At 34.5% G+C, this 21641-nt stretch carries 20 protein-coding genes; 6 read left to right on the top strand and 14 right to left on the bottom strand.

Annotated features, from left to right (window positions below; all coding sequences use genetic code 11):
* The first annotated feature begins 298 nt into the window (after nt 1-298).
* A complete protein-coding gene (gene gcvP, locus LV842_RS02810) occupies nt 299-3157 on the top strand; it encodes an aminomethyl-transferring glycine dehydrogenase (RefSeq protein WP_233109938.1) in 2859 nt (952 codons plus the stop codon).
* Between the two features lie 102 nt (nt 3158-3259).
* Here gcvP and LV842_RS02805 read toward each other — a convergent pair whose 3' ends face one another.
* The 5 genes from LV842_RS02805 to LV842_RS02785 form a co-directional block, all read right to left on the bottom strand.
* A complete protein-coding gene (locus LV842_RS02805; protein WP_233109937.1) occupies nt 3260-3667 on the bottom strand; it encodes a hypothetical protein in 408 nt (135 codons plus the stop codon).
* Between the two features lie 81 nt (nt 3668-3748).
* Entirely contained in the window at nt 3749-4006 is a 258-nt protein-coding gene (locus LV842_RS02800; protein WP_233109936.1) for a hypothetical protein, read from the bottom strand.
* Nucleotides 4007-4062: 56 nt separating this feature from the next.
* Complete coding sequence (locus LV842_RS02795; protein WP_233109935.1) at nt 4063-4446, bottom strand: hypothetical protein; 384 nt, start codon at nt 4444-4446, stop codon at nt 4063-4065.
* Nucleotides 4430-5149, bottom strand: a complete 720-nt coding sequence (locus LV842_RS02790; RefSeq protein WP_233109934.1) for an AAA family ATPase — start codon at nt 5147-5149, stop codon at nt 4430-4432. The genes LV842_RS02795 and LV842_RS02790 overlap by 17 nt, the downstream gene beginning before the upstream one ends.
* Before the next feature lie 29 nt (nt 5150-5178).
* The gene (locus tag LV842_RS02785) at nt 5179-5694 is read right to left on the bottom strand and encodes a MepB family protein (protein WP_233109933.1); all 516 of its coding nucleotides are present in this window, start codon (nt 5692-5694) and stop codon (nt 5179-5181) included.
* An 818-nt stretch (nt 5695-6512) separates the two neighbouring features.
* On the opposite strand from LV842_RS02785, the gene LV842_RS02780 reads away from it, so the two are divergent.
* Nucleotides 6513-7868: a deoxyguanosinetriphosphate triphosphohydrolase gene (locus LV842_RS02780; protein WP_233110059.1), complete on the top strand. Its 1356-nt coding sequence runs from the start codon at nt 6513-6515 to the stop codon at nt 7866-7868.
* A 355-nt stretch (nt 7869-8223) separates the two neighbouring features.
* On the opposite strand, the gene LV842_RS02775 is transcribed toward LV842_RS02780, so the two are convergent.
* The 6 genes from LV842_RS02775 to LV842_RS02750 all read right to left on the bottom strand — a co-directional run bounded on the left by LV842_RS02775 (nt 8224) and on the right by LV842_RS02750 (nt 12181).
* Nucleotides 8224-9297, bottom strand: a complete 1074-nt coding sequence (locus tag LV842_RS02775) for an NAD(P)H-dependent flavin oxidoreductase (RefSeq protein WP_233109932.1) — start codon at nt 9295-9297, stop codon at nt 8224-8226.
* Nucleotides 9298-9327: 30 nt separating this feature from the next.
* Entirely contained in the window at nt 9328-9780 is a 453-nt protein-coding gene (locus tag LV842_RS02770) for a nuclear transport factor 2 family protein (protein WP_233109931.1), read from the bottom strand.
* Nucleotides 9781-9783: 3 nt separating this feature from the next.
* Nucleotides 9784-10515, bottom strand: coding sequence for an SDR family NAD(P)-dependent oxidoreductase (locus tag LV842_RS02765; protein WP_233109930.1), 732 nt, complete (start codon nt 10513-10515; stop codon nt 9784-9786).
* A gap of 6 nt (nt 10516-10521) precedes the next feature.
* Nucleotides 10522-10743, bottom strand: a complete 222-nt coding sequence (locus LV842_RS02760; RefSeq protein ID WP_233109929.1) for a tautomerase family protein — start codon at nt 10741-10743, stop codon at nt 10522-10524.
* A gap of 24 nt (nt 10744-10767) precedes the next feature.
* Nucleotides 10768-11301 (bottom strand): YceI family protein, encoded by a 534-nt coding sequence (locus LV842_RS02755; protein WP_233109928.1) that lies wholly within the window; start codon nt 11299-11301, stop codon nt 10768-10770.
* A 307-nt stretch (nt 11302-11608) separates the two neighbouring features.
* Nucleotides 11609-12181: a Crp/Fnr family transcriptional regulator gene (locus LV842_RS02750; RefSeq protein ID WP_233109927.1), complete on the bottom strand. Its 573-nt coding sequence runs from the start codon at nt 12179-12181 to the stop codon at nt 11609-11611.
* Nucleotides 12182-12391: 210 nt separating this feature from the next.
* Here LV842_RS02750 and LV842_RS02745 point away from each other — a divergent pair, with 210 nt between their 5' ends.
* Nucleotides 12392-13345, top strand: a complete 954-nt coding sequence (locus LV842_RS02745; protein ID WP_233109926.1) for an SPFH domain-containing protein — start codon at nt 12392-12394, stop codon at nt 13343-13345.
* 37 nt (nt 13346-13382) lie between these two features.
* Here LV842_RS02745 and LV842_RS02740 read toward each other — a convergent pair whose 3' ends face one another.
* Nucleotides 13383-13730 carry a DUF4377 domain-containing protein gene (locus LV842_RS02740; RefSeq protein ID WP_233109925.1) on the bottom strand — a complete coding sequence of 116 codons (348 nt, stop codon included), beginning with the start codon at nt 13728-13730 and terminating at the stop codon, nt 13383-13385.
* Between the two features lie 202 nt (nt 13731-13932).
* Here LV842_RS02740 and LV842_RS02735 point away from each other — a divergent pair, with 202 nt between their 5' ends.
* The gene (locus LV842_RS02735) at nt 13933-14391 is read left to right on the top strand and encodes a lipocalin-like domain-containing protein (protein WP_233109924.1); all 459 of its coding nucleotides are present in this window, start codon (nt 13933-13935) and stop codon (nt 14389-14391) included.
* A gap of 9 nt (nt 14392-14400) precedes the next feature.
* Here the strand turns inward: LV842_RS02735 and LV842_RS02730 are convergent, their stop codons facing one another.
* Both LV842_RS02730 and LV842_RS02725 read right to left on the bottom strand, forming a co-directional pair.
* Entirely contained in the window at nt 14401-14721 is a 321-nt protein-coding gene (locus LV842_RS02730; RefSeq protein ID WP_233109923.1) for a DUF962 domain-containing protein, read from the bottom strand.
* 116 nt (nt 14722-14837) lie between these two features.
* The gene (locus LV842_RS02725; protein ID WP_233109922.1) at nt 14838-16508 is read right to left on the bottom strand and encodes an APC family permease; all 1671 of its coding nucleotides are present in this window, start codon (nt 16506-16508) and stop codon (nt 14838-14840) included.
* 249 nt (nt 16509-16757) lie between these two features.
* Between LV842_RS02725 and LV842_RS02720 the strand changes: the two genes are divergently transcribed.
* Together LV842_RS02720 and LV842_RS02715 are read left to right on the top strand one after the other, a co-directional pair.
* Complete coding sequence (locus LV842_RS02720) at nt 16758-19721, top strand: tetratricopeptide repeat protein (protein ID WP_233109921.1); 2964 nt, start codon at nt 16758-16760, stop codon at nt 19719-19721.
* An 89-nt stretch (nt 19722-19810) separates the two neighbouring features.
* A complete protein-coding gene (locus LV842_RS02715; protein WP_233109920.1) occupies nt 19811-21574 on the top strand; it encodes a TonB-dependent receptor in 1764 nt (587 codons plus the stop codon).
* Nucleotides 21575-21641: the final 67 nt, after the last annotated feature.

Raw genomic sequence — 21641 nt, 5'->3', positions numbered from 1 at the left:
TTTTTAAATATAAAAAATGAAAAATAGCTTCCCGAAATCTTAAGTCAACTATAAAAATGAAATTTTCAAGTAAAATCTCTTCTTTTTATAAGAATCAGAAGTTTTTAAAATTAATGTTAATTTAATATTAGTTTGGTTTTTAACGAATTTTATAATGTAAATGATAATAAAATAGTATTAATATTGAATAAGATAGACTTGTTTTTTCAATTTTGATGTGTTTTTAACTTACTTGTGTAATTTTCTAAAAATTCGTAATTTTACCCATCTTTTTTACAAACAAAATCTAATATAAAAAATGAATACAGAACAGTTTGTGAGCCGTCACATTTCCTTGAATGAAGCCGATAAACAGGCGATGTTGGAAAAAGTTGGCGTTTCAAGTATCGAAGAGTTAATTTCTCAAACCATCCCTTCTTCTATCCGTTTAGAAAAAGATCTTGAAATCTCAGAACCGCTTTCAGAATACGAAATGCTAAACCATTCTAAGGAATTGGCATCGAAAAATACTGATTATACAAGCTACATTGGTTTTGGATATCACAATACATTGTTGCCATCAGCAATTCAGAGAAATATTTTTGAGAATCCAAGTTGGTATACAGCGTATACTCCTTATCAGGCAGAAATTGCACAAGGAAGATTGGAAGCTCTTCTTAATTTCCAGACTGTTGTTTGCGATCTTACAGGTTTTGCTTTGGCAAACGCTTCATTATTAGATGAATCTACAGCGGCTGCAGAAGCAATGCATATGTTCTTCAATAACAGAACGAAAGATCAGAAAAAAGCAGGAGCAAACAAATTCTTCGTTTCTGACCTTGTTTTACCTCAAACAGTTTCAGTGTTGAAAACTAAAGCTGAAGGATTAGAAATTGAAATCGTAGAAGGAGATCACAAAACTCACGAGTTTGACGGTTCTTACTACGGAGTTTTATTACAATATCCTGGTAAAAACGGTATCGTTTTAGATTATACAGAAAACATCGTTGATTATAAAAAATTAGATCTTCAGGTTGTTGTTGCTTGTGATCCGATGGCTTTGGTTAAATTAAAATCTCCGGCTTCAATGGGTGCTGATTGTGCAGTTGGAACTTCTCAGAGATTTGGTATTCCATTGGGTTACGGTGGTCCTCACGCAGCGTTTTTCTCTTGTAAAGAAGAATATAAGAGAGATATTCCGGGAAGAATCATCGGGGTTTCTCAGGATATGTACGGAAGACGTGCATTGAGAATGGCTTTACAGACAAGAGAGCAGCACATCAAGAGAGAAAGAGCAACGTCAAATATTTGTACAGCTCAGGTTCTTTTGGCAGTAATGGCTGGAATGTATGCTGTTTATCACGGTCCAAAAGGATTAAATTATATTGCTGATCAGATTCACTTTAAAGCGAATGCTTTGAAAGGAGGTTTGAAGGCTTTAGGATATGAAATCGTGGATGAGCCAATCTTTGATACGGTAAAAATTACGATGAGCGAAGATGAGAAAGGAAGATTGATGAGAATGATGCTTGATCACAGATTGAACTTAAACTACTTCACAGAAGGAGTAGTAAGTATTGCGATCAACGAAAGCACAACATTAGATAAATTAAATGTTCTAATGGCTTCTTTTGCTCAATTCAAAGATAAGCAAACGTTCAAATTAGAAATTAAAGAAGGATACAGCATTCCTGCAGAGAATTTAAGAAAAGACGAAATTCTTACAGAAGAAGTATTCAACAAATACCATACGGAAACAGAATTGATGCGTTACATCAAGCGTCTGGAAAGAAAAGATTTATCATTAACTCATTCAATGATTTCTTTGGGGTCTTGTACGATGAAACTGAACGCAGCAACTCAAATGTTGCCACTTTCATGGGAAAACTGGGGAGCTGTTCACCCATTTGTACCAGTTGACCAAGCGAAAGGGTATCAGGAAATGATCCGTGAATTGGAGAAAGATTTAGCAGAAATCACTGGATTCGCAGGAACTTCTCTTCAGCCCAACTCTGGAGCTCAGGGAGAATATGCAGGATTAATGGTAATCAGAGAATACCATATTTCAAGAGGTGAAGGTCACAGAAACGTAGTATTGATTCCTCAGTCTGCACACGGAACGAACCCGGCTTCTGCAGCAATGGCAGGAATGAAGATTGTAGTCGTTAAAAATCTTGAAAACGGAGAAATTGACTTCGAAGATTTAAAAGCTAAAGCAGAACAGCATTCTGAGAACCTTTCTTGTGTAATGATCACATATCCGTCAACTTACGGATTCTTTGATGCAAACATTAAAGAAATTACAGCGTTAATTCACCAACATGGCGGACAAGTATATATGGATGGTGCCAACATGAACGCTCAGGTAGGATATACAAGTCCTGGAAACATCGGAGCAGACGTTTGTCACTTGAACCTTCACAAAACTTTCGCAATTCCTCACGGAGGTGGAGGTCCTGGAGTAGGTCCAATCTGTGTGGCTAAACACTTGGTTCCTTTCTTGCCTTCAAATGCGAACATCAGAATCGGAGCTAAAGAAGCTATCGACGGTATTTCTGCAGCACCTTACGGTTCTGGTTTGATCTTGAATATTTCTTATGCTTACATAAAAATGCTAGGGACTGTTGGATTGAAAAAATCTACAGAACATGCCATTTTGAATGCTAATTATCTGAAAGAAATCTTAGCTGAACATTTCCCAATTTTATATTCAAACGAAAACGGAAAAGTGGCTCACGAATGTATCGTAGATTTCAGACAGTTCAAATCTTTAGGAATTGAGGTTGCTGATGTAGCGAAGAGATTGATGGATTACGGATTCCACGCTCCAACAGTTTCTTTCCCGGTTGCAGGAACATTAATGATTGAACCGACAGAATCTGAAAGCAAAGCAGAAATCGATCGTTTTGCAGAAGCTCTGATTGCTATCAAACAAGAAATTGATGAGATTGCAAACGGACAAGCTGACGCGGCAAACAACGTATTGAAAAACGCTCCTCACACAGAACAGTTGGTAATCTCTGATTCTTGGGATAAACCATACAGCAGAGAAAAAGCAGCTTATCCATTGGAGTGGGTGAGAGATCACAAATTCTTTGCTTCTGTATCAAGAGTTGATGAAGCTTACGGAGACAGAAACTTGGTTTGTACTTGTGAGCCAATTGAAGCTTATATGTAATTAAAAGTTTTTTAGATATAAAAAATCCCTCTCAGTGATGAGAGGGATTTTATTTTTGTGTTATTAAAATTGATCAACATTTCATAAGCTGACGGAGTTTTATTACAGTTGGTTTGAAAAATGAGTCATCATTTGGATTATTTCCACTGAGTAGTTTATAGGAAGCTTGAATACCTTATTGCCTTGATAATTAACATCAATTGCATTATGTTCCTCATTAAGCCCAATATGCAGTCTTGTTTCATTCATATCCCAATACACTTTACCATCGCTCTCGAGAGTATATAGTTTTTCTGTGTAAGGTTCTTTAATGTAACCAGGCTTTTCCCAAATACTTCTTGATAGATCGGTTAATATTGAAATTATTTCCTTAGCGTCGTTCTTAGTTAGTAAGCAAGTTGAATGAGTCTCTTTATTAATCTCAAGATGTATTTTGTCATTGTCGGCTAGTAGTATGATACTACCTTGTTTCACTATCCAATTAAAGGTTTGTTTATTGTGATTATCCATTTTCGGTATTTTGTCATTGCGAGCGGGAAGTGAAGCAATCTTTTTTTATAGGTTGAAGACTTGTTTATTATAGAAGTGAATTTATTCAGTTTCTTTCATCAGCTCTTTGTATCTTAGAAAAAACAATAAAGCAGCAATGAAAATTAGAGTACCTCCAATGATATAAAACACAAGCGGGTTATTTTCATTAGCAATTTCTTTAGAAAAAAATATTGCAATTCCTGGAATGATTAAAAATATACCTAAACCTATTTTGGTTTCTATATGTGTTCCCAAAATTCCTGCAATTCCCATTAAAAATTCTGAACTCAGTTTTTTTAAAAGTTTAGTAGTTTTCATAGAATAATTTTACCTTAATTAAGTTTTATATCACCTTAAATATATATAATCTTTTGCTAATCAACTAAAATTTCAGAATTAAAAACTTCTTCTTTATTGATCAAAATAGAATCAAAATCTACTTTTTTGAATGTGTTATTTCTGGGATAAAATTCAAATTTGTACATGTAAATTTCTGTAATTTTCTCTTTGATTTTCGGATCGGGCTTCTGAATGTATTTTTCACACAGACAAAGTGCAAGTTTTCTCATTGCAGATTCATATTCCCATTGATTGGGAATGTTGTGATCTGAATAAAGTTCATTTTCTTTTTCTTCATCATGAATAGGATAAGTAATTTTGTAGTTTTTAAAGCTGACTTCTCCTGTATATTTTTTAGAACAAGAAGCTACTAAGCTGATAAATAATAATAAATAATATGTTTTATAACTGAATTTCATGTTTTCCTTCCAACTTTTCAATCAAATTTCCCTTCACCATTGTAAAAGCATAATCCTTTGCTTCAGCAAAAGAAATCCCATATTTTCGCTCAATATTTCTCAAATCTTCAGGAAATTTAGATAATAAACTATCATAAAACTGATCCAGAAAATCATTCGAAGGCATTTCATAATTAATCTTCAGTTGAAAACGTCTGATTAAAGCGTTATCAATAATTTCAGGATGATTGGTTGCACACAATAAAAGTGCATTCTCGGGATAATAATCGATTAACTGGATCAAAGTATTTACCAGTCGTCTCATTTCGCCTACATCTTTGTCATCACTGCCTCTCGCTTTCCCGATCTGATCAAGTTCATCAAGAAAAAGAACAGATCTTTCGCGGCCGGCTTTATCAAAAATCATTTTGATATTCTGTGACGTTTCCCCGATTCTGGAGGAGACAATATTACTTAAATTAAGAATAATAATACTTTTACCTAAAGCATTGGCAATCGCTTTGGCGGTCATTGTTTTTCCACAACCGGAACTTCCTTCCAAAAGTACTTTATTGTTTATCGGAAGTCCGTATTCCTGTAATTCTTTGGAATAGGTATTTTCTTTGATAAGCTGTACAATTTGTTCCTTATTTTGAGGGGCAAGGAAAACATCATCCAGGGTTACTTCTTCTTTGTCTTGAATAATAAGGTTGTACAGATTCATTTCGTATAAAATTTCTACAAAGATAAAGTTTAAAGCTGTTTTGAGATGAATTGAGTTTGTAAAATAGTATTGAATTTTTCAAGGAAATTGCCTTCCGTGATGTTAGTGAAGAATGAAGTCTGCCAATGTTGTGTTTTCTGGGCTTGTTTGTTGGTAGGGATATCCCAATCCGGGTAAATCCTAAAGCCCCGCTTTCCCGGTTTTGATGGAGTCGTTACAATTTGTTTTTCACACAAAATATTTTTTGGAAAAAGGAAAAGTCCCAATTGGTTGTGGAATGCAGTTAGAATGATACAGAAATCAAAATGATCTTCAATGTCAAAAGGTTCTGTCTCTTGAGTTTCGGGATTTCTTTTCCAAAGGGTTACGAATTGCCCTGTTTTTTTAGGGGTAATCTTTGCTTTCCGAAATTTTATATGAAATGAGTCGACTTGGAAATTATAGCCCAAATACTCATCACATTCTGAATCAGGATGGAGGTGCGAAATACTTAATTGCAATGGACTGAGAACAGTGTTTTGTAAAATTTCAATTTCTTGTATCACTAGACTTGGTTTTATCAGAAAGCAAACATAGATATCTAAACTATATAAAACAAAAAAGCCGAACATAAAGTTCGACCCTATCGGCTATTATAAAAATTAAAATTTGTTACGTTGAAAGATACTTACATTATGTTTTTTTTGCCCTTTTACTCCAATTGAGTAAAAGAGCGCCAATCTGTGTACAGATTGAAAACATAACAATACAATTAGTAAATCTGCTCTATAAGATTAAATTTCTTATACAGGATTTAATTAATTCCCTTCTTTTCTAGCAGTCATGAAGTAAGATGAGAATACGATTAAACATGTTGCAATTCCGATGTAAGTTACCATTTGTTTTATTTTTAATTATTTGACTTTTTATTATCAATTTTACATTTGCAATATTACGGCATTTATATGGGAATCTAAATTAAATTATAATGATGTTTATCAGTATTTTACGTTAATTTTCAGTGTTTTTAACTGGTTTTAAAATTGGTTTTATGATATGTTTTTTATGTTTTTTGTTTTGTTTTTAATTAAATTATTCTCAAAAAAATATGAAATTATTAATGTTTCTGTATTTGTTGTTTAGTGATTCGCAATGTTAACAACTCGAAACATTATGCAAAGACTAATAAATTTTATCACTTTTAGTTGAATTGATTTGGAGGTTTTAGGTTTAGAAAATGATGGGTTGATGAAATATGTAGATTATGTTTTTAAAAAATATTTAGAGGGAAGTTTCAGCTTAGATTAGATTTCTGAGGTACTTTTTTTGAAAAAACTAAAATACTATTCCATAAAAATAAAATTTGGAGTAATTTTGAAAAATGATGAATTTAAACCAGATTTTCACCAATCAACGTACAGGAAACAATCCACATACAAAAGCTTCAAGAACAGATTTTCAGAGAGATTTTGACCGAATTATATTTTCATCGGCTTTCAGAAGATTACAAAATAAAACCCAGGTTTTTCCGCTTCCGGGAAGTGTTTTTGTGCACAACCGTTTAACGCATTCTTTGGAGGTTTCATCGGTGGGAAGAAGTTTGGGGAGTATCATCGGCGAATTTATTCATGATAGTTTTAAAAATGATTTAACCGAAGATTCTAAAAGCTTTTACCTTCACAATTTAGGAAATGTGATTGCTGCGGCTTGTCTTTGTCATGATGTAGGAAACCCTGCTTTCGGACATTCTGGGGAAGATGCCATTGCAAGCTATTTTGAACGAAATGAAAACGATTTAAAGCCTAAATTCAATGAAAAAGAATGGGCGGATTTAGTGAATTTTGAAGGAAATGCTAATGCAATCAGAGTGTTGGCTCATCAACAGCAAGGCAAAGATGAAGGAGGAATTCAGTTAACGTTTTCCACACTGGCAAGTATTGCAAAATATCCGTGTGAAGCCATTGCTAAAAAGAAAGGGATTATTCACAGAAAAAAGTTTGGTTTCTTTCAAAATGAAAAAGATATTTTCTTAGAGATTGCAAAAGGAACGAATTTAATTTCAGAAAGCGAAGAACCTTATATTTTCAAAAGACATCCTTTTGTGTGGTTAGTAGAAGCCGCAGATGATATTTGCTATAATATTATCGATATGGAAGATGCACATCGATTGGGCATTGTTTCAACGGCTGATTGTAAAAACCTGTTTTTTGAATTGGTAAAGTCTGAAACAGATGATGTGAACAGGGTAGAACAAAAATTAAATTCTATAGGTAACGAAAACGAACAGATTTCTTATCTAAGAGCAAAAGTTATTAATGCCTTAATTAATAAGTCAATTCAACTTTATAAAAGCAATTTTGAGACTATTCTGGAAGGAAATTTAGGTAACGGACTTTTGGATATTTATAAATCTGAAAACAAAGCTTTACAAGATATTGAAAGCTTTTCGATCGAAAAAATCTACAATCATAAAGCGGTGGTAGAGATAGAAAATGCTGGTTATAACGTAATGTATGAACTATTAGATCATTTTATTCCTTCCATTCTAAAACATGAAGAGGAAAGAAAGTCGTATGATAAAAAAGCGTTGAAACTTCTTCCTAAACAATTCGTTTATCAAGACGGAACCGATTATCAGAAAGTACTTGGGGTAATTGATTTTGTTTCGGGAATGACTGATAATTACGCAACCGATTTATACAGGAAAATTAAAGGAATTGATATTGGAATGACCGTTTAATTTTTTTTGCTGAGAGTTGGAAGTTTTTATTTGAAGCTTTTTCCCGCTTTCGCTACTCGCTTTTACAGGTTTCGGCGGCGGCAAAGCCGCCGCCGAAACCTGTAAAAGCGAGTAGCGAAAGCGGGGCTATTGTGGAAGTCAATCATTTAAGCATTAGAAAATATTGAGAGCGTTTGTCATTCCGTAGGAATCTCGATACGAACCTTTCCATAATATTTTTTAATACTATGCTTAGATCCTTGACAGGATGACAAACTCTGCAATAATACATTTGAATTAGTATAAAAATTAATTATAATAAAATTACACTCCAATTGTAAACTTCCAGCATTCATCTTCCAGGCTCTCAACCTAATCATCCCATCAGCTCGTTCGCTTCTTCAATTAAAGATTTCATTAATGTTGAGGTACTTTTATGTTTTAAAATAGGTGCAATCTGACCCGACCAAAAGAAAACCAATTCATGTTTCTTTTGCTCTAGCGCTGCTTTTCTCATCGAGGCAATAAAGGTTGTCTGCAAAGGAAAAGGCAAAGTTTGATCGGTTGCCGTCAACAATTCTCTTGTAATCTTAGTAGTAATTCCGCGTCCCAATCTTCCGGTGTAAGCTCTGGAAAGGGTAGTAGATCTTGCCGCTTCTGAGAACAAAAACTCTTTATGAATCGGTAATGCTCCGGATTCTTCTGTTGCCAAAAATGCGGTTCCAATTTGTACAGCTTCTGCTCCTAAAATCATGGCTGCAGTGATTCCGCGACCGTTGGCAATTCCTCCTGCAGCTACGAGCGGAGTTTTAACCTTATCCTTAACCAATTGAATTAAAGCAAAAGTTCCCGTTGTTGAAAGTTCGGCTTTTTCCAAAAACGAAGGTCTGTGACCGCCACTTTCGAAACCAGAAGCAGCAATGACATCAACGCCAATATTTTCCAAAGCAATGGCTTCATCGACTGTCGTTGCATTTCCGACCACAATTGTTCCCTGACTTTTTAATCTTTCAATAATATCCGGATTCAAAAGTCCGAACATAAAGCTGAAAACTTTAGGTTTAATATCAAAAACAACCTGCAATTGGTTCTGAAATCTCGATTCAAAAGAGGGTGGAAGTGGTGGTACTTCAATGCTTAAATTGTCATAATAAGGCTTGAAAATCTCAACCGCTTTTTTGTATTGATTTTCCGTGTGTTCCTGATCAATAATATCATGATCGTTCACCCAAAGATTAAGATTATAAGGTTTATCCGTGATGGATTTTATCTGTTTATCGGTATCAAAAATTTCCTGAGGGGATAAGGTGTAAGCTCCATAACCACCCAATCCACCGAGTTTGCTGACGGTTGTTGTCAACTCCACAGTCGATAGTCCACCTCCGAAAGGTCCCTGGAAAATGGGATATTCTATGCCGAGTAAATCGGTTATTCTGTTTTTATTCCACATGATTTTTGATGATTTTGGTTGGAAAAATTGTTAAGGTTCTACATCGGTTAATGTTTTATTGACGATGAGCCATTTACCATCAATCTTATGGAAAGTTATAAAATTATAGTAATTGAAATCGTACATTTTTACATTTAATTTTGCGGTAGCAATCGTATTGATGACATCAATCGAGATGATGGTTGGTTTGAAATCTTTCCCCGATTTTTCCGGACTTATACGATTTCCGACCCCTTCAATATATTGTGTAGCAGTCTTGTAATAAGGAACGCCTTTGACATCTCCGAAAAGCAAAGCATCTTTATGAAAAATCTCTTTTAAAAGCTCGGTATTTCCTTCATAAATTCCTTTAAAATACAATTGCTCAATTGCATTTTTGATGGCTGTTTCTTCTGTTTTGTCTGTTTTCATGACATTGATTTTTTGAGCATAGCTGTTTATCGGTACAATAAACAGCCATGCCATTACAATTAAAACTTTCATTTTTTATAAACTATGACCGGCACCCATTCCTCCGTCTACATTAATGATAGCGCCTGAGATAAACGAATTTTTAGCAATCGAGTGGATCATTTGTGCCACTTCTTCCGGTTCTCCAATACGGTTGATCAGGTGGATTTCCGCACTGTTGTCAATACTTTCATCGTGCATCGGTGTTCTGATTAATCCCGGTGCAACAGTATTTACTCTAATATTATCTTTTCCAAATTCTGCTGCCAATTGCAATGTCAAAGCGTGAATTGCTCCTTTGCTCGAAATCGGTGCAGTGGATGGAGATTGTGCAATTGCATGATAAACAAGCGGTGTTCCGACATTGATGACCACTCCGTCTTTCTGTTTAATCATTTGCGGAAGGATAGCTTGTGTCGTGAAAAATGTTCCTTTTAAATTGGTTGTTAAAAATTGATCCAGATATTCTTCTGTTACATCCAAAAACGGCTTATTATCGTAGATTCCTGCGTTATTTACAAGGACATCAATTGAACCGAATTTTTCAAGAGCCTTTTTTGCCAAAGCTTCTCCCGTCGATTTTTTTGAAACGTCTCCTGCAACCATCGCCAGATTTTCTCCAGCTCCCAATTCGTAGTAAATATCTTTTAATTTTGATTCTGTTTGTGAATTAATCACCACATTATCACCTCTGTATAAGAAATATCGAGCAACTTCCAAACCAATTCCTGATGATGCTCCTGTTACAATGACTGTTTGTTTTTTCATTTTAAATTACTTTTTAGGTGCTGTTGAAAAACCTTGTTCTTTCAATACGGAAACCTGTTCTCCGGCATATCCCCAATTATCATCTTCGATTTCATTGATCAGAATGTGGGTCAAATGAGGATCTTTATTTAAAACTGTAGTGACAACTTCACTTATTTTTCTGATCAATTCTTTTTTTGTTTCGCGGTTAATATCTTCGCGTAAAACATCTACTGTAATGAATGGCATGATGTTAAATTTTTAAATTGCTACTTAAATAGTTTCTGCAGTCAAGTGTACATTCAAATCGAAATTGTTGTAGATCAATGTATCGCCAAGGTTGGTGAAGAAATTGGCTGATCTGAATTTGATGTTGAATTTTGTTCTGTCAATCACAATTTTAGCATCTAAAACTGCTACGTTGTCTGTTTTTACGATTTGTAAAGTCGTATCAATTGAATGCGTAATTCCTTTGATCGTAAGATTTCCTTTTACATAATAAAGATTATTGTCACCTGGTTCCGCGTGAGTGATTTCAAAAGTCGCTTCAGGATATTGATCTGAATTAAAGAAATCATCAGAAGCCAAATGACTTGCAAATTGTGCATTAGTTTCTGCATCTTTTACATCAAGTATTGTAATTGATTTTGTATTGATTACGAATTTTCCGGCTATAAGATTGTCGTTTTCAAAAGTGAAATTTCCTTTTTCCACCTCAATGGTTCCGTTGTGGGCTCCGGTTACTTTTCTTCCGATCCATTCAACTAAACTTTTTTCGCTGTTTACTTTAAAATTTTTTGTGTCCATTTTTAATTGGTCTTAAATTATAGGACAAAGTTCAGCCGAACTGAAGAAAAAGTTATGTGAGGTACATCACGAAATGTTAAGAATTTTTGGTTGTTGGAAGATAGGAATTAGTTTAATAATAATATTAAAAAGTGTTGATGTTTAAATGATTGTCAGGTAACATTTGTTTGAGTTTATTTTTTTTTGGATTCGGGGCGGCAGCGCAGCTGCCGCCCCGAATCCAAAAAAAATAACGAGTGTGAAAAACGGGAAAAGATTTCAAATGAAATATTAAAAAATTACTTTAATTGTGACTTTCAGTTAATTTTTACTGATGGAGCCTGCTCAAAGTTTCTCTGGTTACACCTAGATAAGCAGCAATCAAATGTTTCGGAACAAGATTATACAATTGCGGATACAACGCCAAGAGCTCTTCATATCTGAATTTTGCATCATTATTCATTAGGGAAAGAAGGCGTTTTTGAGTAGCAACATAACCTTTATTGGTTCGCCACCTGAAAAAATGTTCCATTTCATGAATTTCATTGCAAATCTTTTCGCGGTCTTCATTTGAAATGGACAAAATACTGGCATTTGTAATACAATCCACATTAATTGTTGCTCTGTTTTTACTGTAAAGAGCATCAAAGTCGGTGACCCACCAAGTTGGCATTGCAAATTGAAGAATAAACATCTTCATAGTATCATTAAGGTAAAATGCCTTAAGACAGCCGTCTAAAACGAAATATTCATGATCCACAAAATCGCCTTCCGAAATCAGACTTTGACCTTTCTTGAGATGAATCAGATTAAAATGTCCGAAAATATAATCGAATTGCTCATCAGAAAGTGAAGTGAATTTTGAAACATATTCTTTTAATATTTCTTTAGCATCAACCATAACGGAGAGTTTTATGAATCAAAATTAAGAATATTTAACTGGAAGTGGGAAGTTAGAAGTTTTTATTAAAAGAAAAGTTTTCACATATTTCAATAACCTCCATCCTCTCGCCTCCATCTTCCAACCATTTAATCCCAATTCAATAATTTTTCCTATATTTAATGAAACATAACACACTTTATTGCGACATATTAATAAAATTAAAACACTATGAGTCTTTTTCTAGCACCCGTTATTTTTTTCGGATTAATTATTTTGTTCGCTTCGTTTTTTGTGGTAAAACAGGAAACTGCAGCGATTATTGAACGTTTTGGAAAATTTCAGGGGGTAAAACATTCCGGATTACATCTTAAACTTCCGATTATTGATCAAATTGCCAAAAGGCTGAATTTGAGAATCCAGCAACTGGATGTAATCATTGATACTAAAACACTGGATAATGTTTTCATTAAAATGAAAGTTTCCGTACAATATCAGGTAATCAGAACTCAGGTGGGTGATGCTTATTATCGTTTAGAAAATCCTGAAAATCAGATTACCTCTTTTGTTTTCGATGTGGTGAGAGCAGAGGTTCCAAAGTTAAAACTGGATGATGTTTTCGTAAGAAAAGATGATGTGGCCATTGCTGTAAAAGGAGAGCTTCAGGAAGCGATGAACAGCTATGGATATGATATTATCAAAGCTTTAGTAACAGATATTGATCCGGATGAGCAGGTAAAACATGCAATGAACAGAATCAACGCTGCTGAAAGAGAAAAAACAGCCGCAGAATATGAGTCTGAAGCACAGAGAATCAGAATTGTAGCGGTGGCAAAAGCAGAAGCTGAGTCTAAAAAATTACAAGGACAAGGTATTGCGGACCAAAGAAGAGAGATTGCAAAAGGTCTTGAAGAATCTGTAAGAATGCTGAATAATGTAGATATTAATTCTCATGAAGCATCAGCATTAATTGTAGTGACACAACATTATGATACGCTACATTCGGTAGGTGCAAATAACAGAAGTAATCTGGTATTGCTTCCGAATTCACCTACTGCAGCCAGCGGAATGCTTAATGATCTTGTGGTAGCCATGACCACTGCGAATACAGTAGGAGAGGCTAGTAAAGGAAATTATCCGCAACCTCCGAAAGAGCATGATCATAATAGACCAAGTAATATATAACAATAAAAAACCTCCGAAATTTTCGGAGGTTTTTTATTTATTTTTTCGTTTTTGAAATCTGTTTGATTAAAGTGTATTTAATGGAAGATGCATCAGCAGGTACATTTTCTAATTTTTCAGTTTTTACCTTCAATACATATTCATATCCTGGTTCATAAGTAAATCCTTCAATATTCGTATAGAAATTACTCCAGTTATCTGTTGCCTTTTCTTTTACTTGTAAGCATTTCATGGGAGCTACTCCTGTACAGTCTGCGGTTTGTGGTCCTACGATAAAAGTTTTTTCATCAGCTGCGGATACACCTGCAGTGGTTGTACATTGTGTCATTGCGAATAATGCTAACGCAGGAACTGCCCCTTTTAGAATGGTTGCTATACTTTTCATAAACTTGATTTTAGAACCTTACTCGCAATTACCATGCCGAACTTCCAGTCTGAATTGTCGCAGTTCTTCTATTGTGGCGTATTTTTTTTATTGTTTATTTTGAAACTCACAATTATAAAGCCCCGAAAATATAAGGCTGGAATATTAATATTTGATGTTGGGTTTTATACTAAGATGAATAAAAAATTAAGAAAAAGAAAAAATGATGAAAATATTTCTCTCCTCAGTTTCGATTGTAATCTGCGGTGGTTTTGTAAGTGCACAGAAACTGAAAAAGGAAGATGTTATAGGATTTTGGAAGCTGAAAGAATCCGGTTTTTATGAAGGAAAGAAGAAGATTGTAAAAGATTTTGATCAATGCCGTTTAATGAGAAACTATTCTATAAGAGAAGACGGTTTTGCGATTTATAACTATGTAGAAGGAAATGTAGGGGACTGTACAATATCGGAACCCAGACTTTCTTTTTGGAGAATAGAAGACAACAGAATTCAGTTTTATGCAGATGAGAAGAATATTCTTGAAGAGGTCGTCGTAACTTTAAATAAAGATAAAACAATGACTTTTTCAAGTTATATTCCTGAACCGGTTAAAGATAAAGATGCAATGCTGGAAAAGATGCTGAATACTATTCATTATGATGTTGTAGAAGCTGCATATTAAATGAATCTCTTAAGACTTGGTCTCAATAAACTTTTGCTTACCTATTAATAATTCAAAAAACAGCCTGAAATCAGAGAGTAAAGACCATAACGGATATTTAAAAGTAGCAGGTTTATTCTTTTCGATCAAAGCATGACTGAGCCACGCAAAGCCATATCCGAAAATAGGAATATACCAGAGAAATCTTTCTTTTCCGGAACTGATGACATATCCAATGACTATAAATACAAGGAGAGTTCCTATGAAATGGAAAATTCTTGTTCCTGTTTTACGATGTTCAGTAAGATAGAACACATAAAATTCTTTGAAGGTTTTAATTCTTTCTGACATGGTGTTGATTTTTGCAGAAAAAGCAGCAATAAGTTCGCCATTTTTAAAGAGAAGAGTAAATAAAAAAAGCAAAGCTGTATGTACAACTTTGCTTTTTATTTTATGTTTTTAAGAAATCAGGCTTTACCCAATTTACTGTTTTTGTATCCGTAGAAGAAGTAAATAACTAATCCGATAGCGAACCAAAGTCCGAACCAGAACCAATTGTCGTGGCTCATTCCGGTAAGAAGATATAAGCAAGAACTTAAACCGATTAGCGGAATTAAAGATAGATTTTTAACGAAAGTCCAGACACAAAGTACCAAATTAATCAATATGAAAAAGAAAATTGAAGCTCTGAATTCACCTTCTTTAGGATCTTTCCAGTCCATTAAATTGTGGAAAAACTCCGGTTGCCATTTATAAAAAGCAATTAATCCTCCGATGAAAATAACAGGGAAAATGATTTTTCCATTCACGTAGGGTAAGTGGAATCTTCCTTTTATTTTTTCTTTTGCAGGAAGCATTAAAACACCTGCGCAAACCAAAACAAACGCGAAAATCGTCCCGATACTTGTAAAATCTAAGATGAATGTTTTATCTGTAAATAAAATAGGAATACCTACTACTATTCCTGTAACAATCGTAGCGAATGAAGGCGTTTTGTATTTTGGATGTACATTCTGGAATCTTTGAGGCATTAGTCCGTCACGGCTCATAGCATACCAAATTCTCGGCTGTCCCATCTGGAACACTAAAAGTACTGTGGTAATCGCAACAATTGCAATAAATGAAACGGTAAGTTCCATCCATGCAACATTGGCATTTCCTTTTTCAAAGATGAATGAAAGCGGATCTCCAATGCCGTCGAATTTTTTATAATCAACCATTCCGGTCAATACTAACGTTAAAGCGATATAGATAACTGTACATAAAACCAAAGAAATGATCATTCCTTTTGGCAATGTTTTCTGAGGATCTTTTGTTTCTTCGGAAAGTACACTTAAGGCGTCAAAACCGATATAGGCAAAGAAAACTCCGGAAACAGCACTCATTACTCCTACAAAACCATTCGGCATGAAAGAAGGAGTTCCTGTTTCAGGGCTTATTGGCGTCCAGTTCTCCGTGTTGATGTAAGAGAAGCCTACCAAAATAACCAAAACAATTACGGCTAATTTTAAGATCACTAAGGAATTATTGAAGTTTTTACTTTCCTTCATTCCAACGTAGCATAACCAGGTAATCAATCCATTGATAACCAAAGCGGGAACATCTACGATGAATTTTAAGCTTCCTAGTAATGGAGCGGTTTTCCAGGCGTTAAGCAATTCTTTGTTTTCAGAACCGCTCATGACCGCTTTTTTAGCTTCAGTATAACTGCAGGTCAGATAATCCGGAATGTGCATTCCTAAACGCTCTAAAAAGCTGGTGAAATAGTCTGACCATGAAAAGGCAACATAAATATTACCAAAAGAATATTCCATAATCAGTGCCCAACCGATAATCCAGGCAATTAATTCCCCAAAACTGGCGTAAGCATAGGTATAAGCAGAGCCTGCTGTCGGAATTCTACTTGCAAATTCTGCGTAGCAAAGTGCAGTGAAACCGCAGGCAAAGCCGCAAATCAAATATAATAAAATAACACCGGGACCTCCTCTGAAAACGGCTTCTCCCAAACTACTGAAACTTCCTGCGCCAATAATGGCTGCAATACCGAAAAATACAATGTCCCAAACACCCAAAACCCTCAAAAGGTTAGTCGATGTATCTGATTCTGAATAGATTTTCCTTCTAAAAAGTTGACTCATCCAATCTTATATTTGATTTGAAAAAAGCAAATGTAATTATTTCTCTGAAATAATTTTGATTTTCTTAAGATTTCTTATGGAAAAGTTAAGAAGTATTAAAAAATAATCCACAAATTAACAATATGTTAAAACGTTTGTTTATACAATATCTTTTCAATATTTTCGTTGATGAATTGTGGATAAAATTCACCTTCAATTTAAAATATTCAGCCAAGTTTCAGGGCTTAAACATTTTAAAATTTGATATTAATGAAATCAAAAAAAATACTTCTAGCGGCTGCGGTGGTGTATTTCGGAATTTCCGAGGCTCAACAGTCCCAATATTTTACACAAAAAGAAAATTACAGATTCAATCTCGCTGAAAATCTTTATCAGACTAAAATATATAATGCCTCGCAATTTGAATATGCGAGACAATATTTTTATAATCAGAATTTGTCTAGATCAAGAAAAGAAGCAGCGCAGTTTTTTGATAACATCATCGGAGTGATTCTTCAGAAAAATCATGCTGAGGAAGGATTGACTGCTTTTATGAAAGAATATCCTAATTCGGCTTACTTTGCTCAGGCGAATCTTCCTTTGGCTGATTATTATTTGGCTAAAAAGGATTTTGACAAGGCTTTGGAGACTCTGAAAAAAGTGAACCAATACCAACTTTCAAAAGAAGAAAATACACAGTATATTCTAAAGTTAGGATATGCTAAATTTATGTTGGGAGATTCTAAAGGCGCAACAGATGCTTTGGAAGAAGCCTATAAAACGGCTGATGAATCCCAAAAAGGTGATATTGCTTATATGTTGGGGCACCTTTATTATTCAAACAGACAGAATGATAAAGCATTCCATTATTTTGATTCCGTAAAAGATCAGCCGAAATATTCTAAATTGGTACGTCCGTATTATGTACAGATGTATTATAATGATAAAGATTATGATAAGGCGATTACTGAAGGTAATGCTTTACTGAACGAAGATATTTCGGATTCTTATAAAGCAGAAGTTCACAAGATCATTGGTGAAAGTTATTTCATGAAGAATGATTATAATTCTGCTTATCCGCATTTAAAAGAATATTTGAGTGTTCAACAGAATCCGTCTGAAAATGATTTGTATGAGATGGGATTTGTAGCGGCTCAGCTTAAAAAATATGATGAAGCAGTTTCTTATTACAATCAATTGCTGAACAGCAATTCTGCGTTGGCTCAGAATGCATATTACCAGCTTGGAAATGCTTATCTGGCGGTAGATAAAAAGCAGGAAGCCCTTTCTGCATTCCGTTCGTCTTACCAGATGAATTATGATCCGAAGGTGAAAAAACTGGCACACGAACAATATGCAAAATTGAGTTACGATATCGGTAACCCGTTTGAAAGTCCTTCTACGGTGATCCAAAATTACATCAATGAAAACCAGGATGCCGGAAATGCATCAGAAATGAGATCCCTTTTGGTGAAATCTTATCTGTATTCCGGAAACTTTAAGGAAACGCTGAACGCGATAGATAAACTGAAGACTTCGTCTCCAGATATTGATAAAGTAGATCAGGAAGTTTCTTATTTATTGGGAACGGAAGAATTTAATAAAGGAAACTATGATGAAGCTGAAAAATATTTCCTGAGAAGTTTAGAGTTTGATATTAACAAAGAATTCAACAGCAGAGCTTTATATTGGCTAGGACAGGTATATTATCAAAAAGGAAACTATCCTTCAGCCATTGTTCGTTATGAAAAATTGTTGAACGAAACGTTCCCGGAAAAACAACAATTACCTTACGATTTAGGATATGCTTATTTTAAATCTAAAAAATTCGATCAGGCGGCAACGTATTTTAAACAATACTTAACCAACCCGAAACCTGAATTTAAAAATGATGCAGAACTTCGTTTGGCAGATATCCATTATGCGAATAATGATCTGAATGAAGCGATTGCTATTTATGATAAAAACGAAGACGCTACAGATTATACTTTGTACCAAAAAGCGATGGCTTTAGGTTTTAAAGGAGATACTCAGGCGAAAATTACCAACTTAAACAGTCTATTGTCAAAATATCCGGGTTCTGAATATTATGATGATGCTCAATACGAAATCGGAACAGCTTATGCGGCTCAGGATGATTTCAATAACTCAAATGATTTCTTTAATAAAGTTATTAAAACTTCATCTGATAAAGATTTGGTAGCTAATGCTTCTATTTACAGAGCGCAGAATTATATTGATCAAAACCAAAATGAGAAGGCATTATCTGAATTGAAATCTTTGGGTGAGCAATATAAAAATACACCTTATGCAGAGAAAATTGTTCAGGCTGCAAAACCAATCTTTACGAAAAACGGTGATGTTGCAGGATATGAAAGCTTTGCCAAAAATATTGGTATTAATGTAGATGCTGCGGAAATTGACGAAATCAATCTGTCTACAGGAAAACAATATTTCACGAAGAAAGATTATAAGAACGCGATTTCTTATTATGAGAAATATTTAACGCAAAATCCAACAGGAGAGGGGCTTTATCAGGCAAAATATGAATTAGGGGAAAGTTATTACCAAACCAATAATACGACAAAAGCATTGCTTGTTTTACAGGAAGTTGCGAATGTACAGAATGATTATCAGGATGATGCGCAAACCCGTTTAGCACAGATTTATGTAACGCAAGGTGACACTCAAGAAGCTAAGAAATATCTGGAAAACATTAAAAATTCATCAAACGTAAGCATTAAAAACTATGCGAATGTAGAATTGATGAAAATTTATGCAGATGAAAAGAATTTCTCTCAAGCTGAGAAATTGGCAGATGCGGTAATTGCCAATACTAAAAACTCTGCTGCAGTGATTGAAACAGCAAAAGTGATCAAGGCGAGAAGTTTGATGAATTCAGGAAAAGACAAGGATGCACAAGCAGCCTACGTTTCTCTTGAAAAGTCTTCGAATACTTCGGTTGCTGCGGAATCTCTTTATGTAAAAGCGTTCTATCAGAATAAAGGAAAGGCATTCAAATCTTCGAATGAAACTATCTTTAAACTGGCTAATAATTACGCATCGGAAGAATATTGGGGAGCAAAAGCATTGGTATTGATGGCTAAAAACTACCTGGGATTAAAAGATAATTATCAGGCAAGTTATACCTGCGATCAGATCATTGAAAACTACAAAGATTTCCCTGAGATTGTAGCGGAAGCGAAAGAAGTAAAGAAGTCAATTAAAAAGTAAAAAAGTGTACTAATGTATTACGTAGAATGTATTTATATAACTGAAAAATCATTAATACTTTTTACATAAATACTTAAATACAAAAAGTAATGAATAAAAGAATTCAATTATTATCCATCATATTTTTAGGGTTTTCGTCCGTGGCGTTTTCCCAGATCAAAGAAGAAAAACTGATTCTTAATAAAAAAAGAGAACCGGAAGTAAAGAAGATCGAAAAAAAGAAAACTTCTGTGGAGACCATTAAAAACTATCCGCCAGAGGAGAAATCCCAGAATCCTGTAAAATATAGCATTACAGATGTTCCTGCAGTTTCGGATTTCAAAACTTCAACCATTCAGGGAGCAGATGTGACGCCTAAATTTGACGGAACTGCCCAGAATAATTATATCCAGTTCGGAATGGGAAACTACGGAAAGATTCTTGGAGATGCCAATATTTCGAAAACATTGGAAAACAAAATTGAAGTAGGAGCAGATGCACATTTTCTTTCCACTCAGGGACTGAAAAAAGAGTATCCTTGGGATTCTAAGCAAAGTGCTACAACGCTTGGAGCTTTTCTTAATTCTTACGGAGATAAAGGAAAATTCAATTTAAATGCGGAATACAATCTAAATAGCTACAATTACTACGGAATTTACGCACTGGAACCGGGAGATGTAGATGTGGATCAGAGAGTCAACCAGTTTAAAGTAAACGGTTACTATGATTTTTATTCTAATGAAATTCTGAATGATGTAAGAGTAAAATCATCTTTCTTAAAAGATCATTTCGATGCACAGGAGAATCAGGTTTCCGTATTGGCTAATCTTTCCAAGCATGCCGTTGAAATCGGAAAATCAGGAATTAATTTGAATGCAGACCTAGGAGTTGGCTTAGAAGCAGTAAAGAGTGAATTTGCAATAAGAGATAAAAACTCGGCTAATTTTTTCAATACGAATTTAACCCCGAAAGTAACCTTCAGAAAGGGAGATTCTTATTTAATGGTGGGTTCTTCATTTGAGTTTTTGAATGCGAAAAATTCAAATGACCTGATGTCTGAACAACTGAAAAATAACAAAACATACTGGTTCCCTCAAGCGGAATTCCAATATGCAGCGATCAACGGATTCAAATTTTACGGTGGAGTTGACGGAGGTTTAAAACTGAATACGTATGCTGATTTATTACAGCAAAATCCTTTCATCGTTTCAGATCAGTATTTGAGACCTACAGAAACAAAATACCATTTTTATGTTGGTTTAAGAGGCGATATCGACGAAACTTTCAAATATGATGTTTCAGCAGGATACGGAAAAATGAGAGACATTATGTTCTTTAAAGCAAACGGCTTATTCGATAATAATTATACCTTGAACCGTTCTGCTTACAATTTTGCGAATACCTTCTCTGCAGTTTATGATGACGGAAACGTGAGTGATATCAAAGGAAGCTTACAATATTTTCCTTTGGCTAACTTAGTATTGGATGCTGAAGCAAAATTCACGAAGTTTGATTTGAAAAACTATGAAAATATCTATAATGTTCCGTTAGTTACAGCAAGTATCGGAGCAAAATATACGATGCTTGACCAAAAATTATTATTAGGTTTTAAAGGGATTTTCGCCAGCGACAGAACAACGAATTCATTTATGATTGAGGGAGTTGGAAGTCCGATGATGTATCAATCTACTGAAGATACTAATGATAAAGTGGGTGGTTATGCAGATCTAAACCTTTCGGCAGAGTATAAAATTCACAAAAATTTCAGTATTTTCGCACTCGGAAATAATCTTCTAAGCTCAAAATATCAGACCTATAAAGGATATAAAGTTCTTGGGGCTCAGATTTTGGGAGGAGTAAAGATTACATTCTAAATCATCAGTAATAAGCAATGAGTAATTAATAATATTGAAATTACACATTATTAATTACTCATTACTC

It is taken from the genome of Chryseobacterium gwangjuense (assembly GCF_021311115.1).
Classification (GTDB): domain Bacteria; phylum Bacteroidota; class Bacteroidia; order Flavobacteriales; family Weeksellaceae; genus Chryseobacterium; species Chryseobacterium gwangjuense.
The sequence above is the reverse complement of the archived record's forward strand: the minus strand, read 5'-3'. Positions and strand labels throughout refer to the sequence as shown.